This is a genomic window from Kordiimonas gwangyangensis DSM 19435 = JCM 12864 (assembly GCF_000375545.1).
Classification (GTDB): Bacteria; Pseudomonadota; Alphaproteobacteria; order Sphingomonadales; family Kordiimonadaceae; genus Kordiimonas; species Kordiimonas gwangyangensis.
The window spans coordinates 38,353-52,884 of the sequence record NZ_AQXF01000002.1 but is presented as its reverse complement, the minus strand read 5'-3'; the positions used below and the strand labels follow the sequence as shown (position 1 = coordinate 52,884).

Sequence of the window (14,532 nt, the reverse complement as noted above, 5' to 3'; positions counted from 1 at the left end):
CTCAAGGTTCCTCGTGGAAAACCTCGTCCTCTTCAGTGCCGGTCATCTTGCCGAGGAATTTTTCAAAGTCAGACGCTTCGCGGAAGTTCCGGTACACCGAGGCGTAGCGCACGTAGGCGACCTGATCGAGGCTCTCAAGCCCTTCCATCACGAGGCGGCCAATTTGTTCGCTCTCAATCTCATTCTCGCCCATGGATTCAAGGCGGCGCACAATACCGTTGATCATGCGCTCAACCCTGTCCGGGTCCACCGGGCGCTTCCTGAGCGCGATATCGAGGGAGCGTTCGAGCTTGTTACGCTCAAACGGCACCTTGCGGCCGGTTTTCTTCACCACGGTCAGTTCGCGCAGTTGCACACGCTCGAACGTGGTGAAACGGGCCCCGCATGCTGCGCAAAAACGCCGTCTGCGGATCGCGGACTTGTCGTCCGTCGGCCGTGAATCCTTAACCTGTGTGTCTTCGTTTTGACAAAACGGACAACGCATGGCGCCCCATACTCCCCCTGATCAGTTTCTTTTCGCATGGGCCCCAATCCCCTGAGGCCCATACGCTCTCGCAGTCAGCTTAGCCCAATTCAGCGTAAATGGGGAAGCGTTCACAAAGGTCTGCCACTTTTTTGCGGACAGACGCTTCTGCTGCGTCGTTATCGTCGGGGTTTGCGGCGAGGCCGTCAAGCACCTCTGTGATCATATCGGCGATTGCGATGAATTCTGCTTCGGCAAAACCGCGGGTCGTCCCTGCCGGTGTACCCAGACGGATACCGGAGGTGATGAACGGTTTCTCGGGGTCAAACGGCACGCCGTTTTTATTGCAGGTCATCTGCGCGCGCTCAAGCGCCTCGTCAGCCGCCTTACCGGTCAGCTTTTTGGGGCGCAGGTCAACAAGCACAACGTGCGTGTCGGTCCCGCCGGAGACGATGTCAAAACCGTTTTCCTTGAGGCGATCTGCGAGGACTTTCGCATTCTTTACCACTTGCGCGGCATATTCCGTGAACTCAGGACGCAGTGCTTCACCGAACGCAACCGCTTTCGCGGCAATCACGTGCATGAGCGGACCACCCTGCAGGCCCGGGAACACTGCCGAGTTGATCTTTTTCGCGATATCTTCACGGTTGGTGAGGATCATGCCGCCGCGCGGACCACGGAGGGTTTTGTGCGTCGTTGTGGTTACAACGTCTGCATGCTCGAGCGGGTTCGGGTGCTGGCCACCAGCCACGAGGCCAGCGAAGTGCGCCATATCAACCATCAGAAGCGCGCCAACACTATCCGCGATCTCACGGAAGCGTTTGAAATCGATCACGCGCGGGTAAGCGGAGCCACCAGCGATGATGATGGTCGGCTTGTGCTCAGCCGCCATTTCAGCAACCTGGTCATAGTCGATCAGCGCGTCTTCGCGGCGCACACCGTACTGTACAGCGTTGAACCATTTGCCCGAAAGCGCAGGCGCTGCACCGTGGGTCAGGTGGCCACCAGCATCAAGCGACATGCCCATGATGGTGTCGCCCGGCTTGGTGAGCGCGAGCATGACAGCGCCGTTTGCTTGCGCGCCGGAGTGCGGCTGCACGTTCACGAAACCCGCATTAAAGAGCTTTTTCGCGCGCTCGATCGCCAGATCTTCGGCGATGTCCACATGGTGGCAACCCTGATAGTACCGGCGACCGGAGTAACCTTCGGCATATTTGTTGGTAAGCACAGAACCCTGTGCTTCAAGCACAGCGCGGCTGACGATGTTTTCAGAAGCAATGAGTTCGATCTGGTCTTGCTGACGCTTCAGCTCGCCATCGAGGGAGGCAAGAAGTTCCGGATCGGTTTCAGAGAGATGACTGGTAAAAAAGCCTGCTTGGGTGAAAGTCATGATGGTGTTCCCTGAGCAAATAGGTGGGCATGAATACTAAAGTGCGTGGTGAACCAGTGCCTGATTACTCTCAAGCGCCGAGTTTGTCGACCCGCCTTTGGTGGCGTCCGCCCTCAAAAGGCGTGTTTAGGAAATTGTCCAGGCAATCCTTGGCGGTCTCGATACCGATAAGGCGCGCGCCAAGAGCCAGAACATTGGCATCATTGTGCTGGCGCGACAGACGTGCCGCGAGGCCGGTCTCCACAAGTGCTGCGCGAACCGCCGGGTTGCGGTTGGCCGCGATCGAGATACCGATGCCGGAGCCGCAAACGACAACGCCACGTTTAGCCTTGCCACCTGCAATTGCTTCCCCCATGGCCTTGCCATAATCCGGGTAATCAACAGAGTCAGGGCCATCACAACCGAGGTCAAGCACGTCAAATCCGCGCGACCTCAGGTCCTCCTTGATGCTTTCCTTGAGATCATAGCCTGCGTGGTCGCTGGCGATGGCAATAGTTTCTGCGCCCATGGTGAATGTTCCGCTCGCTGGGGGTTGGGGACATTGGCAATGTGCCGTGCCGAAAAAGCTGCGCCTGATTAGCACAGTTCCAAGTCGAACCCAAGCTTACAGTTTCAAGAAGGCCGAAACTGAACTAGCAAAACAAGAACATAATTAATTGTTAGTTAATCTTATTTATTAACGAATTATTAACAACTAAAATGTGGCACGATAACTATTTGCTGTTGAATTCCCACATGAAATGCTGCAATAAACGTCGCAGTTTAACTTCCCAGCGGAAAGTCGATTTCATGTCCGATAATAGACCGGAAACAAACGGCAACGACCTAATGCTCGGCCTCGCAGCCGAAATTGTAACGGCATATGTCGCCAACAACACGGTGGCATCCACTCAATTGCCGGAAGTTATTAAAACCGTTTATTCAACGCTGAACGCACTTGGAGCAAATGGTGCTGTTGTTGAAGAGTCGCTTAGCCCGGCTGTTCCAGTGAAAAAGTCCTTCACCGACGACTATATCATCTGCCTTGAAGACGGTAAGAAACTGAAAATGCTGAAGCGCTACCTGCGTACACGCTATGATATGAGCCCGGACGAATACCGCGATAAATGGGGCCTGCCCGCCGACTACCCTATGGTTGCGCCCTCATATGCTGCAAAACGCTCGGCATTCGCGAAAAAGATCGGCCTCGGCAAAAAGCGCTAAGCCGCTTCGCTCTCTAGCAATTCTTTTGGATTGAAAATCAGACTGTGAAACCGCGTCCCTTGGGTGCGGTTTTTTCGTCTTGTTTGGCCATGACGTATTTGAGCTTGCGCACAGCGATGGCTTCAAGCTCTTTTTGCGGCGCACGCGGGTCACCAACGATACTGACTTCAAAGCCAGTATCCTCGCACACGGCACAAACCTTCACCGAATTACCGATGGGAATAAACTCTATCAGGACTCGTCTGGGAACAGGCATTGTGCCCCCTTCCCTTTCCTAGCCAACCTTGCGCTTGAGGCTCATGCGCGACCACACGTCCGAGAGCGCCTCAACAAGACCGTCCATGACCTTGTCATCGTGGAACGGGCCCGGCGTGAAACGCAGACGCTCGGTGCCGCGCGGTACGGTCGGGTAATTGATCGGCTGAACATAGATGCCGTACTCGTTCAGAAGGAGGTCAGACACTTCCTTGCAGAGTACAGGATCACCCACAAATACCGGTACAATATGGCTTTCACTGTCCATGACCGGAATATTGGCAGCCCGCAGCCGAGCCTTGAGTTTGGCTGCGCGTTCCTGATGCGCTTCGCGTTCGCTATTGCTGCCCTTGAGGTGGCGAATGCTCGCGAGCGCGCCTGCCGCCAGCACGGGGCTGAGGGCTGTGGTGAAGATAAAGCCGGACGCGTAGCTGCGCACAACGTCAACGAGCGCTTTCGAGGAGGCGATATAACCGCCCATCACACCAAAGGCTTTGCCAAGCGTGCCTTCAATGATGGTCAGGCGGTGCGCAACATCGTCACGCTCCGACACGCCGCCGCCACGTTTGCCGTAAAGGCCAACCGCGTGCACTTCATCAAGGTAGGTCATGGCGCCGTATTTGTCGGCGAGGTCACAGATCGCAGCAATCGGCGCAATGTCACCATCCATGGAATAGACGGATTCAAACGCGATGATCTTTGGCGCTTTCGGGTCAGCAGCTTTCAGCAATTCCTCAAGGTGCACGAGATCATTGTGGCGGAAGATATGCTTTTGCGCGCCCGAATTGCGGATGCCCTGGATCATCGATGCATGGTTCATCGAGTCCGAGAAAATGATACAGCCCGGCAGCAGCTTCGCCACGGTCGACAGGGTCGCCTCGTTCGAGATGTAGCCGGATGTAAAGAGAAGTGCACTTTCCTTACCGTGAAGGTCAGCCAACTCCTGCTCAAGCAGTACGTGGTAGTGGTTGTTGCCCGCGATGTTGCGTGTGCCGCCTGCACCCGCGCCCGTTTCATCAAGCGCGGCGTGCATGGCTTCGAGCACCTTGGGGTGCTGGCCCATACCGAGATAATCGTTCGAGCACCAGACGGTGATGGCGCGGGCGTTGTCGCCGGCGTCATGCCTCAGAGCCCGTGGGAAGTTCCCACGCTCACGAGAGATATCTGCAAAAACCCTGTAGCGGCCTTCAGCCTTAACAGCTGCAATCGCATCGGCAAAAATCTTTTCGTAGTCCATCAGGCAATCCGTCTTCTGTGCAACACTCGGAGTCTACCGGTGCGAGCCTTGTAACGCAATCATCTAGCGCGCGTCCAGCGGTGAAAATGTCGCACACAGAAATCGATTCCGCCTATGACTTAAGTCAAGTGTGCCCGCTTTTAAAGACCGAAGTGCAGTTTGTCGGACCAGTAGCGCTCAAGGTTACGCAGATTTTTGCGCAGGTTCTTGAGTTCGTCGTGGCTTACGAGGTCGTCCTGCATAAGCTCTTCAAGGTGCTGCACATAAAGCTCGTCAATCATCTTCCTGATTTCATACCCCTGATCGGTTAAGGAAATCCGAACGGCGCGGCGATCATAGTCGGAGCGTTCGTGGCGCAGGTAACCCATCTCAACGAGCTTCTTCAGGTTATAGGAAACGTTTGAGCCTTGGTAATAACCACGGGTCTTGAGTTCACCTGCCGTCATCTCATGTTCACCAATGTTATGGAGAAGCAGGGCCTGCACAGGGTTCAGGTCATTGCGACCGATATGCTCAAGGTGGTTCTTGAGCACGTCGAGCAAGCGGCGGTGCAAGCGCTCCACCAGCGACAGTATGTCAAGAAACAGAAATTTTGGATCGTTAAAGTCGTAGCCGCTCATGTTCTTTCGCCTGATTTAAGTTAGATTTTCATCGAATCTTCGGGAAAACACTCTGCTCGTTACTGCTTAACGCAATGTTAATGATAAAATTAGAGCTAAATTTACACCATACGGCCTGATTTTTCTCGAAAAATTTCCAACGTCAGAGCGCATTGTCGCAGCCCGGATATCGAGAGGTGACAGCGCAGGCACAAGCCAATAAAGTAGCGGCGTAATTTTGAGCGGCCACGCCGCCCGTGTGAGACAGAAGGACCAGATATGTCAGCCAGTTTCCCGAACACCCGCCTCCGCCGCCCGCGCGCCCATGATTGGTCCCGCCGTATGGTGCGCGAAAATGCGGTCACCCCGAATGACCTGATCTGGCCGATCTTCATCCGTGACGGCAAGGGCGAGGTTGAAGCCGTGGCGTCCATGCCCGGCGTGAACCGCCTGTCGGTTGACAAGGCCGTGGAAGCGGCGAAGGAAGCCCGCGCACTCGGCATCCCTTGTATTGCCCTCTTCCCCAACACACCGGCCGGCCTGCGGGATGACCGCGGCGATGAAGCCCTGAACCCCGATAACCTCATCAACACCGCCATGCGCGCCATCAAGGATGCCGTGCCGGAAGTTGGCCTGCTCGCCGATGTCGCACTCGACCCCTACACGAGCCACGGGCAGGACGGGCTGGTGGAGGATGGCCGTATCCTCAATGATGAAACGGTTGGTGTATTGGTGCAGCAGGCTGTTGTGCAGGCTAAAGCGGGCGCGGATATCATCGCGCCCTCCGATATGATGGATGGCCGCATTGGCGCGATCCGCACAGAACTTGATAAAGCTGGCTTCGCGCATGTGCAGGTCATGGCCTACAGCGCCAAATATGCCTCCGGCTTTTATGGCCCGTTCCGCGACGCTGTGGGTTCAACCGGCGTGCTGAAGGGCAACAAAAAGACCTACCAGATGGACCCGGCAAACAGGCTTGAGGCCATTCGCGAGGTGGAGCTGGATATTCATGAAGGTGCAGATAGCGTGATGATCAAACCGGGCATGCCCTACCTTGATATCATCCGCGAGGTGAAAGACCGCTTTGGTGTGCCGACCTATGCCTATCAGGTGTCCGGCGAGTATGCGATGCTGACCGCTGCCGCACAAAACGGCTGGCTGGACCGTAACACGGTGATCATGGAAGCGCTTCTGTCGTTCAAACGCGCTGGCGCCGATGGTGTGCTCACCTACTTCGCACCCGAGGCCGCAAAACTGCTACAAGGCTAAAGCCTAATTCGTTGGCACCGCAGCACCTTCTGTGGCGCCGTCACCCTCTTCCGGCACCGGAAATTCCACCATCATATAGCCAAGATTGGTGCGGGCTGTAGCGACCTGCCAACGAACACCAAAACCGTCTGGCTCATAAAAGACAGGCAGGATGTCACTGCTGTTCGGGCGCGCACGGCAGGTGCGGCTGATGTCCCTCAACACACCGTCGCCAAAACCGCGGAAGCTTTGGTCTTTGAGAGAGGTGTCGTCGACCCACTCCAGCTCCGCATCCTCGCGGCACGTGGCGCGCAGGCCGATCCACATCTTTTCCTGCCGCATTTTCGGGAATTTCATGATGAGGAAATAGTGCGTCTCGATATCGCGCACGATGGCAAGGCGACCTTCACGGCCCTGATAGCGGTAGCCCTTCACCATGCGGCGTGCGTGCGCCCATGTGTGAGGTGGTTTGCCGACAAAGTCGAAAATCTGGTAATAGCTGCCGTTGGCCTCATTCAGATAAACATCACCAATCGGGCGCGCGATGGCCGTCCCGGTCTCATCAATCCCCTGGAACATCATCGTGAGCGCAACCATCATGCTTGCGAGAACCGACATAAAGCCTCCATCATCCAACTATGCTTACCAGCGTACCGTGGGAAGATTAAAAACGAAAGACCCTGTACGGAAGCTGAACGCGCGAAAATGCGTCACGCGTTCACTCCAATGTGACTTCAGTCGTCTTGTCGGTCTCTCGGTGGGCGCGCCAGTGACTTGACCACGCCGCGCAGGGTAAAGACTTCCTGCCGCGAGAAACCGGCGTTCTGGATCAGGTTCCTGAGAGTACGGCGCATGGTGGCGCGGCGATCTTCCGAACGGAAGAAACCGCGTTTATCCAGCTCGCCCTCCAAGTGCTCCATCAGGCCCAAAAGTTCGTCCTTCGATGCCGTGCCTTCCGGGTGCGAAGGTTGGTAGGCTGGTGTGCCATCCGCCAAGTGATGGAACTCATACGCCGTCAGGATCACCGCCTGTGCGAGGTTGAGGCTGCCAAAACCCGGATTGACCGGCACAGTCAGGATGGTATCCGCCAGCACCACATCATCATTGGTGAGGCCCGAGCGTTCGGGGCCAAAAAGGATACCTGTCGTCTGCCCCTTACCAATCACCGCATGCATCTGCTGCGCGGCTTCGCGCGGGGTAACCACCGGTTTCGGCATGTCGCGGTCACGCACAGTGGAGGCGTAAACGTGGCTAAGGTCAGCCACGGCTTCCTCGACCGTGTCGAACACACGCGCGTTCTCAAGCACGATGTCCGCGCCAGAGGCCGCGGGGCCCGCCGCCGGGTTAGGCCAGCCGTCACGTGGCGCCACGAGGCGCATGTCTGTGAGGCCGAAGTTCAGCATGGCACGCGCGGCCTTGCCGATATTTTCGCCAAGCTGCGGACGAACGAGGATGATGGCGGGCTGTTTGCTTTGCTCGCTCATCAGTCTGCCTTCCGCCATGTGGTCACGCCTGCGCTGTCCTCAAGCACAACGCCGAGGGCCGCAAGCTCGTCACGGATACGGTCAGAGGCGGCAAAATCCTTGTTCTTGCGCGCTTCAAGGCGCTCAGAGATCTTTGCTTCAATCTCAGCGACCGAGATGCCTTCGGGCGCATCACCCTGGAACCATGCCGTTGCGCCCATTTGTAAGAAGCCCATGAACTGGGCACCAGCCTTGAGTTTCGGGGCATCTTCCGGTGTCGCAAACGCATCAAGCGCCGCAATCGCCTTTGGCGTATTGAGGTCGTCCTTCAGCGCATCAACCACGCTTTCCGGAACGTCCGCTGATGCTACAACGCCGTCGGTCAGGCGGTACCAGCGGTCAAGCCGGCGCTTCTGCTCACGCATGCTCTCGATCGAGAAATCGACCGGCTGGCGGTAGTGCGCGGCCAAGAGGCTCATGCGGATGGCTTCGCCCGGATGTTCGGCAATCAGGTCATGCACGGTGTGGAAATTGCCCAAGGACTTGGACATTTTCTCACCGTCCACCGTCAGGTAGCCGTTGTGCATCCAGTAATTCACAAAGGTTTTGCCGTGGGTGCATTCGCTTTGCGCGATCTCATTCTCATGGTGCGGGAAGATCAGGTCCTGCCCGCCTGCGTGAATGTCGATCGTCTCACCGAGATGCTTCTCTATCATGCAGGAACATTCAAGGTGCCAGCCCGGGCGGCCCCGGCCCCAGGGGCTGCCCCAGCCCACCTGCTCTTCTGTAGAAGGCTTCCACAGCACAAAATCCGCCGGGTCCCGCTTGAAGGGCGCAACTTCGACCCGCGCACCCGCCACCAGTTCATCCCGGCTGTGGCGCGACAGGCGGCCATAGTTTTCCATCGACGGCACGTTGAACATCACATGGCCTTCCGCCGCATAGGCGTGGCCGCGTTCAATGAGCGTCTGCATCATGCGGATCATCTCGGGGATGTGTTCGGTTGCCTTCGGCTGGATTGTGGGCGTAAGTGCACCAAGCGTGCCCATATCCTCGACATAGACCTTGGCGTAGCGGTTGGAGATGGTCTTGATCGACACACCCTCTTCCGCAGCGCGGTTCATGATCTTGTCGTCAATGTCGGTGAAATTGCGCGCGTAGGTGACGTGTTCTTCGCCATAGGTCAGGCGCAGCAGGCGGAAGAGTGTATCGAACACCACCACCGGGCGCGCGTTACCGATATGCGCATAGTCCCACACGGTGGGACCACACACATACATGCGCACATTCTTCTCGTCTATCGGTACAAACTTCTGCTTTTCGCGCGCAATCGTGTTGTAGAGATAGATGTCACTCATGCGGCCCCCCATCAGGCTTTCTTGCCCTCAAGGCGCGCGATGACTTTCTCGCGGCCAATAAGTGGCAGAAGCGCGGCCATATCCGGGCCATGTTCCTGCCCCGTCAGCACCTGGCGGAGCGGCATGAAAAGCCCACGGCCCTTGACGCCCGTTGCTTCCTTGATCGCGTTTGTCCAAACGCCCCAGCTTTCGCTCGTCAGCTCGCCCTCCGGCAGCAGGTCGCGCACTTTGGCGATATGCGCTGCGTCCTCAATGATCGGCGTGACCGGGCCATTCACTATGGCCAGCCATTCCTTGATGTCGGAAAGTTTGGAGATGTTGGGCTGCACCGTGGTCCAGAAAGCCTCATCGATGCCGTCAAGCTTGTCCTTGATGGCGTCATAGGGCGTCATGTGCAGGATCTTGGCGTTCAGCATCTCAAGGTCAGCGGGGTCGAGCTTCGCGGTCGAACGGCCAAATTTGCCGAAGTCGAAACCGTCAATCAGCGGCTGCGGCGCAACAAAGGGTTCAATCGGCTCGGATGTGCCGACACGTGCGAGCAGGCTCACGATCGCCATCGGCTCGATCTTCGCGATATCGCGGTATTCCTCGATCGACATGGCGCCGTGGCGCTTCGACAGGCCTTCGCCGCCCTTGCCGGTCAGCAGTGCAAAGTGCGCCATCTCGGGCGCCTTGCCACCGAGGGCTTCAAAAATCTGCACCTGTACGGCCGAGTTCGTCACATGGTCTTCACCGCGCACGATGTGGGTGATGCCATAGTCAACATCGTCCACCACGCTCGGCAGCGTATAGAGGTAAGAACCATCTTCGCGGATCAGGATCGGGTCAGAAAGCGCCTCGAGGTCGATGGAGACATCACCGCGGATGAGATCAGTCCAGTCAACACGCGCCGGGGTCTCCAGCTTGAAGCGCCAGTGTGGTTGGCGGCCTTCAGCCTCGAACTTGGCTTTTTCTTCGTCCGTCAGCTTGAGCGCTGCGCGGTCATAAACCGGCGGCAGGCCACGACCCATCTGGATCTTGCGTTTCATATCCAGTTCTTCCGCGCTCTCGTAGCACGGGTAGAGGCGGCCTTCGGCTTTCAGCTTCTCGACCACTTCGTCGTAGCGCTTGAAGCGCTCGCTCTGGCGGAAGGTTTCATCCCACTCGAGGCCAAGCCATTTGAGGTCGCGCTTGATCGCTTCTTCGTTCTCGACCGTCGACCGCTCTCGGTCGGTGTCATCGATACGCAGAACAAAGGTGCCGCCCTGCTGCCGCGCAAACAGCCAGTTCACGAGGGCTGCGCGAATATTCCCCACATGCAGTTTGCCAGTGGGCGACGGGGCGAAACGAACCTTAACAGTCATGATTTTATCCAGTTAGCTTAGCTAAGTAATTACTATATATTGTGTTTTCGCGCACTGCGGAAACCATTTGTGATAGGATAGCGCCTATCACGGCCAAAATTCTTACGGGTGATCTTCACACCCGGCGCAGCCTGCCGACGCTTGTATTCGGCGATGTATAACAGGTGCTCGATGCGTGCAACATCGGAAAATTCATGCCCGCGCGCCACCACTTCAGCGACCGACATCTCTTCATCCACCAGGCAGCGCAGCATGTCATCCAGCTTGTCATAGGGCGGAAGGCTGTCTTCGTCCTTTTGCTCCTCGCGCAGTTCGGCGGTTGGCGGCTTGGTGATGATATTCTCGGGGATCACCTCGCCCGACGGGCCAGCTGCGCCCAAAGGCACATTCTCGTTCCGCCAGCGCGACAGCGCAAAGACATCCATCTTGTAAACATCCTTGAGCACATTATAGCCACCGCACATGTCACCGTAGAGCGTTGCATACCCAACCGACACTTCGGACTTGTTGCCCGTCGTCAGCACCATCGCGCCAAACTTGTTGGAGATGGACATGAGGATAAGCCCGCGCAGGCGCGACTGGATGTTTTCTTCCGTCGTGTCCGGCGTGGTGCCTTCAAAAATTGGCCCCAGCATCTCACCAAACGCGTCTACACCCGGCTTGATGGTGATGGTGTCATAGCGGCAGCCAAGCGCCTTGGCGCACTTCTCAGCGTCGCTCACGCTTTCGCCGGAGGTGTATTTGGACGGCATCATGATGCAGTGCACTTTATCCGCGCCCAGCACATCCACCGCCACCGCGGCCGAGAGCGCGCTGTCAATCCCGCCTGAAAGCCCCAGCACCACACCGGGGAAACGGTTTTTGGTGATATAGTCTTTCAGCCCCAGCATCATGGCCTGATACATGGTTTCCATGCGGTCCGGCTGGTAGCCCTGATATGTGGTTTCGCACACGAGGTGATCGCCCTCGCGGCGCCACACGGTCATCAGCTCCTGCTCGGCCCACGCATCCATCTGCACCGGCACGCTGCCGTCCGCCGCCATCACAAACGACGAGCCGTCGAACACCAGTTCATCCTGACCGCAAATCTCATTGCAGAAGACAAGCGGCAGGCCGGTTTCATCCACCCGGTTGCGGGCATGGACCTGCCTCTCTGGGTGCTTGTCGGCCTCAAACGGGCTACAGGTCGGCACGAGGATGATCTCGGCGCCCTGCTCCTTGAAGGCCTTGGCAACGGATGGGAACCACATGTCCTCGCAAATCAGCGCGCCAAGCTTGAAGCCGCGGAACTCGATAATCTCAGGCTTGGTGCCGGAGATGAACACACGTTTCTCATCGAACACGCCGTAGTTCGGCAGCTCCTGCTTATAGCGGATGGCTTTAATCGCGCCGCCTTCGAGGAGGAAAATCGCGTTATGGAGTGCTTTGCCCTCATACCAAGGCGCACCGATAATCAGCCCCGGTTTGCCCTCGCCCGCGGTGACACCCGCAAGTTCCTCCACCGCTTCCCTTGCCATACGCACAAAAAACGGTTTCAGCACCAGATCCTCAAGCGGATAGCCGGTCAGCGACAGCTCAGGCGTCAACACAAGGTCAGCGCCCGCGTCTGTTGCGCGGCCATACGCCGCACGGATACGCTCGGCGTTCGCCTCGATTGCCCCCACGGTCGCATTCAGCTGCGCGATATATATGGATAAAGTCTCGCTCATGCCGCGCTTTTACCCTCAAAGCCATGTGCCGACAAGATAAGAAAACAGAAAGGCCGCCATCCGGGCCAAGCCCGCCAACACGTCAGACACGTTCACATTCTCCTGACCCCACAACATTCCGATTGAGAAAGCCGGACGAGCTGTTAAAGCTCAGTTCCGGCTTTTTCATTTGAGGAATATATTCATGCCGGACCTTTCCACACTGCTGCTGTTTTCCGCTGCCTGTCTCGCGCTCACCGTCACGCCGGGGCCTGACATGCTGCTTATTGCGTCGCGTTCAGCCGCGCAGGGCCGCAAGGCGGGCTTCCTGACCTACGCAGGTATCGCAGCGGGCTGTTACTGCCACGCGCTTGCGGTAGCACTCGGCCTCGCGCAGCTTTTCACCCTGGTGCCCGTAGCGTACGATATCGTACGCTTCGCGGGGGCCGCTTACCTCATTTACCTCGCAGTACAGACCGTGCGCAGCGCGCCCCAGCCAGGCGGCACAGCAGCGCCTGCCGCCATGCGCAAACGGCGTGTGTTCCGCGACGGCTTCATCACCAATGTGCTCAACCCCAAGGTGGCGCTTTTCATGCTCGCCCTCTTCCCGCAGTTCCTGAATATCGAGGCCGGGGGCGTGTTCGCGCAGACCATGCTGCTTGTGACCATCCTTAACGTGATCGGGCTTTTTGTGAACGGCGTGGTGATTGTGGCGAGCGGTTATTTCCATCGCCGCTTCCGCAGTGAAGGCACCGGCGCCCGGTGGCCGAAATACCTGCTCGCAAGCGTGTTCGCGGGGCTTGCCCTCCGCCTCGCCACCGACACACGCGACTAATCCCTTGAAAGTCTTCAGTCCGGCAGCGGGATATGCCAGGTGCCGGACTGGATGTCGCCACCAAGCTCATTCACCACGATGCGGTCGATGAGCTTCACACCGCGTTCCGCCATCAGGGTGAAACTGTCCTCGCCCACACCGTCCGGCGTATGGTCCGGGAAAGCCCGCCTTGTGCGGCTGATCCAGTAAGCATCCGTGAGCGGGCCTTTGCCGAACGCTTCTTCAACGCCTTTGCGGCCAAGCATGAAACCGATCAGCCCACCCCATGTGGCCGTGGGGTTATCACTGTCCCACCCGGCGAGCGTCCCGATCTGGATCGTGCGCTTGAGGTCCCCCTCACCAAAAAACAGGCTGATGAGGCTGGCGGCAAAATTGATGCCTGCGTCAAATCCCTGTTTGTAGACATAACCGTCCGTGCCATGCGCCTGATAGCGGTTATACACCGCATCGCGCGTTTCTTCCCAATCATCGGCGCTCGCGGCGGCGAGGTAGGATGCCAGTACAAAGTCATACATGGCGGCAGGTGTGCTGCCATCCGGCAGTTCCATGCGTGCCTTCTCCGCCAGCCATTCGGTTTGTTCTTTCATGCTGAGCCCCGTATCCACGCGGGAAGCAAGCGCATGCATGGTGACATAAAAATGTGCGATGGCCGCCGCGTCGCCGTGCGCGCTCACGCTGATCGGCAGGTCGGCAAAGTGCCGCGCCACATCAGGGCGCGCAGGCGCAAACAGGCCAAAAATCTCGGTCGTCAGTTGCGCGTCAATCATGTCGGAGACCTCGTTATTCTCCGGCTTGCTGGTGTCGGGCGGCAGCATGCCTGCCTGCATCAGTTCATGCGCGCGCTCATTGGCGACCCAAAGGTAATTCTCGCGCTTGAAGGTGTTGGGCGACAGCGGCGCATCCGCGTTGGTGTAGATATGCGTCAGCCAGCCGTCGCGGATCTCTTCAGCTGTCAACAGGCCCCGGCCCGCCTTTTCCATCAGATACTGGTACATATATTCAATGTCCGTATCATCGTCCGAGCCCCAGGCACGGTCAGCGTCCGTCAGCAGGAAAAAGTCGATCGTGCCCGCATGGAAGGGGAACTTGCCCCAAATGGCGGGCTCAGCCTGTTTGCCCCAGTCGGCATCGGTGAAAAAGGGTGGCTCCACCCGCACCATCTCGGTCGTCAGCCCGGTCCAGTTCGCGATGGACTGGCCGAGCCAGAAACCGGCCAGCTTGTCAGCATACGCCTCGCGGGAGATAAAGAAGATATCGTCGTCCGCCATAACCGGCGCGCTGAGTGCGGTGCCAGTGAGCGCAGCCCCAAGGGCTAGTACCTGACACAGCAACCCAACCCGGACTTGCAATAACTCCATAGCTCTTCCTCTCACGAAAGCATCACAGATTATTTGACAGCGCTGTCATAAAACTATAATGACCGGCCCTCTTTTCGCAACCAAATCTGGTA

15 protein-coding genes are annotated in these 14,532 nt (G+C 57.7%); 3 read left to right on the top strand and 12 right to left on the bottom strand.

What is annotated here, in order from left to right:
- Position 1: 1 nt before the first annotated feature.
- From nrdR to rpiB, 3 genes are all read right to left on the bottom strand, one after another.
- Positions 2 to 484, bottom strand: a complete 483-nt coding sequence (nrdR, locus tag B150_RS0105130) for a transcriptional regulator NrdR (RefSeq protein ID WP_020398824.1) — start codon at positions 482 to 484, stop codon at positions 2 to 4.
- A gap of 79 nt (positions 485 to 563) precedes the next feature.
- Complete coding sequence (gene glyA / locus B150_RS0105125) at positions 564 to 1,853, bottom strand: serine hydroxymethyltransferase (protein WP_020398823.1); 1,290 nt, start codon at positions 1,851 to 1,853, stop codon at positions 564 to 566.
- 70 nt (positions 1,854 to 1,923) lie between these two features.
- Positions 1,924 to 2,361 (bottom strand): ribose 5-phosphate isomerase B, encoded by a 438-nt coding sequence (gene rpiB / locus B150_RS0105120; RefSeq protein WP_020398822.1) that lies wholly within the window; start codon positions 2,359 to 2,361, stop codon positions 1,924 to 1,926.
- A 281-nt stretch (positions 2,362 to 2,642) separates the two neighbouring features.
- Here rpiB and B150_RS0105115 point away from each other — a divergent pair, with 281 nt between their 5' ends.
- Positions 2,643 to 3,056, top strand: a complete 414-nt coding sequence (locus tag B150_RS0105115; RefSeq protein ID WP_025896130.1) for a Ros/MucR family transcriptional regulator — start codon at positions 2,643 to 2,645, stop codon at positions 3,054 to 3,056.
- A 37-nt stretch (positions 3,057 to 3,093) separates the two neighbouring features.
- On the opposite strand, the gene B150_RS23195 is transcribed toward B150_RS0105115, so the two are convergent.
- From B150_RS23195 to B150_RS0105100, 3 genes are all read right to left on the bottom strand, one after another.
- Positions 3,094 to 3,312: a DUF6898 family protein gene (locus B150_RS23195; protein ID WP_155859952.1), complete on the bottom strand. Its 219-nt coding sequence runs from the start codon at positions 3,310 to 3,312 to the stop codon at positions 3,094 to 3,096.
- An 18-nt stretch (positions 3,313 to 3,330) separates the two neighbouring features.
- A complete protein-coding gene (gene hemA / locus B150_RS0105105; RefSeq protein WP_020398819.1) occupies positions 3,331 to 4,548 on the bottom strand; it encodes a 5-aminolevulinate synthase in 1,218 nt (405 codons plus the stop codon).
- 140 nt (positions 4,549 to 4,688) lie between these two features.
- The gene (locus B150_RS0105100) at positions 4,689 to 5,168 is read right to left on the bottom strand and encodes a MarR family winged helix-turn-helix transcriptional regulator (RefSeq protein WP_020398818.1); all 480 of its coding nucleotides are present in this window, start codon (positions 5,166 to 5,168) and stop codon (positions 4,689 to 4,691) included.
- A gap of 258 nt (positions 5,169 to 5,426) precedes the next feature.
- Between B150_RS0105100 and hemB the strand changes: the two genes are divergently transcribed.
- The gene (gene hemB, locus B150_RS0105095; protein ID WP_020398817.1) at positions 5,427 to 6,416 is read left to right on the top strand and encodes a porphobilinogen synthase; all 990 of its coding nucleotides are present in this window, start codon (positions 5,427 to 5,429) and stop codon (positions 6,414 to 6,416) included.
- A 3-nt stretch (positions 6,417 to 6,419) separates the two neighbouring features.
- Here hemB and B150_RS0105090 read toward each other — a convergent pair whose 3' ends face one another.
- The 5 genes from B150_RS0105090 to B150_RS0105070 all read right to left on the bottom strand — a co-directional run bounded on the left by B150_RS0105090 (position 6,420) and on the right by B150_RS0105070 (position 12,268).
- Entirely contained in the window at positions 6,420 to 7,013 is a 594-nt protein-coding gene (locus B150_RS0105090; protein ID WP_020398816.1) for a C-type lectin domain-containing protein, read from the bottom strand.
- Positions 7,014 to 7,129: 116 nt separating this feature from the next.
- Positions 7,130 to 7,897, bottom strand: coding sequence for an RNA methyltransferase (locus B150_RS0105085; RefSeq protein WP_020398815.1), 768 nt, complete (start codon positions 7,895 to 7,897; stop codon positions 7,130 to 7,132).
- On the bottom strand, positions 7,879 to 9,216 hold the full coding sequence (gene cysS, locus B150_RS0105080) for a cysteine--tRNA ligase (RefSeq protein ID WP_155859951.1): 1,338 nt from the start codon (positions 9,214 to 9,216) through the stop codon (positions 7,879 to 7,881). The genes B150_RS0105085 and cysS overlap by 19 nt, the downstream gene beginning before the upstream one ends.
- Before the next feature lie 11 nt (positions 9,217 to 9,227).
- Positions 9,228 to 10,559, bottom strand: coding sequence for a glutamate--tRNA ligase (gene gltX / locus B150_RS0105075; protein WP_020398813.1), 1,332 nt, complete (start codon positions 10,557 to 10,559; stop codon positions 9,228 to 9,230).
- A gap of 32 nt (positions 10,560 to 10,591) precedes the next feature.
- Complete coding sequence (locus B150_RS0105070; RefSeq protein ID WP_020398812.1) at positions 10,592 to 12,268, bottom strand: NAD+ synthase; 1,677 nt, start codon at positions 12,266 to 12,268, stop codon at positions 10,592 to 10,594.
- 184 nt (positions 12,269 to 12,452) lie between these two features.
- Here B150_RS0105070 and B150_RS0105065 point away from each other — a divergent pair, with 184 nt between their 5' ends.
- Positions 12,453 to 13,082 carry a LysE family translocator gene (locus B150_RS0105065; protein WP_020398811.1) on the top strand — a complete coding sequence of 210 codons (630 nt, stop codon included), beginning with the start codon at positions 12,453 to 12,455 and terminating at the stop codon, positions 13,080 to 13,082.
- Between the two features lie 14 nt (positions 13,083 to 13,096).
- Here B150_RS0105065 and B150_RS0105060 read toward each other — a convergent pair whose 3' ends face one another.
- Positions 13,097 to 14,440 (bottom strand): ADP-ribosylglycohydrolase family protein, encoded by a 1,344-nt coding sequence (locus tag B150_RS0105060; RefSeq protein WP_155859950.1) that lies wholly within the window; start codon positions 14,438 to 14,440, stop codon positions 13,097 to 13,099.
- Between the last annotated feature and the right edge of the window lie 92 nt (positions 14,441 to 14,532).

What these genes read in the sequence shown, in the direction of transcription:
- B150_RS0105085 (WP_020398815.1), bottom strand. Translation starts at nt 7,897, where the DNA reads ATGGCGGAAGGCAGACTGATGAGCGAGCAAAGCAAACAGCCCGCCATC.
- B150_RS0105070 (WP_020398812.1), bottom strand. Translation starts at nt 12,268, where the DNA reads ATGAGCGAGACTTTATCCATATATATCGCGCAGCTGAATGCGACCGTG.
- hemA (WP_020398819.1), bottom strand. Translation starts at nt 4,548, where the DNA reads ATGGACTACGAAAAGATTTTTGCCGATGCGATTGCAGCTGTTAAGGCT.
- B150_RS0105090 (WP_020398816.1), bottom strand. Translation starts at nt 7,013, where the DNA reads ATGTCGGTTCTCGCAAGCATGATGGTTGCGCTCACGATGATGTTCCAG.
- nrdR (WP_020398824.1), bottom strand. Translation starts at nt 484, where the DNA reads ATGCGTTGTCCGTTTTGTCAAAACGAAGACACACAGGTTAAGGATTCA.
- B150_RS0105100 (WP_020398818.1), bottom strand. Translation starts at nt 5,168, where the DNA reads ATGAGCGGCTACGACTTTAACGATCCAAAATTTCTGTTTCTTGACATA.
- B150_RS0105115 (WP_025896130.1), top strand. Translation starts at nt 2,643, where the DNA reads ATGTCCGATAATAGACCGGAAACAAACGGCAACGACCTAATGCTCGGC.
- glyA (WP_020398823.1), bottom strand. Translation starts at nt 1,853, where the DNA reads ATGACTTTCACCCAAGCAGGCTTTTTTACCAGTCATCTCTCTGAAACC.
- cysS (WP_155859951.1), bottom strand. Translation starts at nt 9,216, where the DNA reads ATGAGTGACATCTATCTCTACAACACGATTGCGCGCGAAAAGCAGAAG.
- hemB (WP_020398817.1), top strand. Translation starts at nt 5,427, where the DNA reads ATGTCAGCCAGTTTCCCGAACACCCGCCTCCGCCGCCCGCGCGCCCAT.
- gltX (WP_020398813.1), bottom strand. Translation starts at nt 10,559, where the DNA reads ATGACTGTTAAGGTTCGTTTCGCCCCGTCGCCCACTGGCAAACTGCAT.
- B150_RS0105065 (WP_020398811.1), top strand. Translation starts at nt 12,453, where the DNA reads ATGCCGGACCTTTCCACACTGCTGCTGTTTTCCGCTGCCTGTCTCGCG.
- rpiB (WP_020398822.1), bottom strand. Translation starts at nt 2,361, where the DNA reads ATGGGCGCAGAAACTATTGCCATCGCCAGCGACCACGCAGGCTATGAT.
- B150_RS0105060 (WP_155859950.1), bottom strand. Translation starts at nt 14,440, where the DNA reads ATGGAGTTATTGCAAGTCCGGGTTGGGTTGCTGTGTCAGGTACTAGCC.
- B150_RS23195 (WP_155859952.1), bottom strand. Translation starts at nt 3,312, where the DNA reads ATGCCTGTTCCCAGACGAGTCCTGATAGAGTTTATTCCCATCGGTAAT.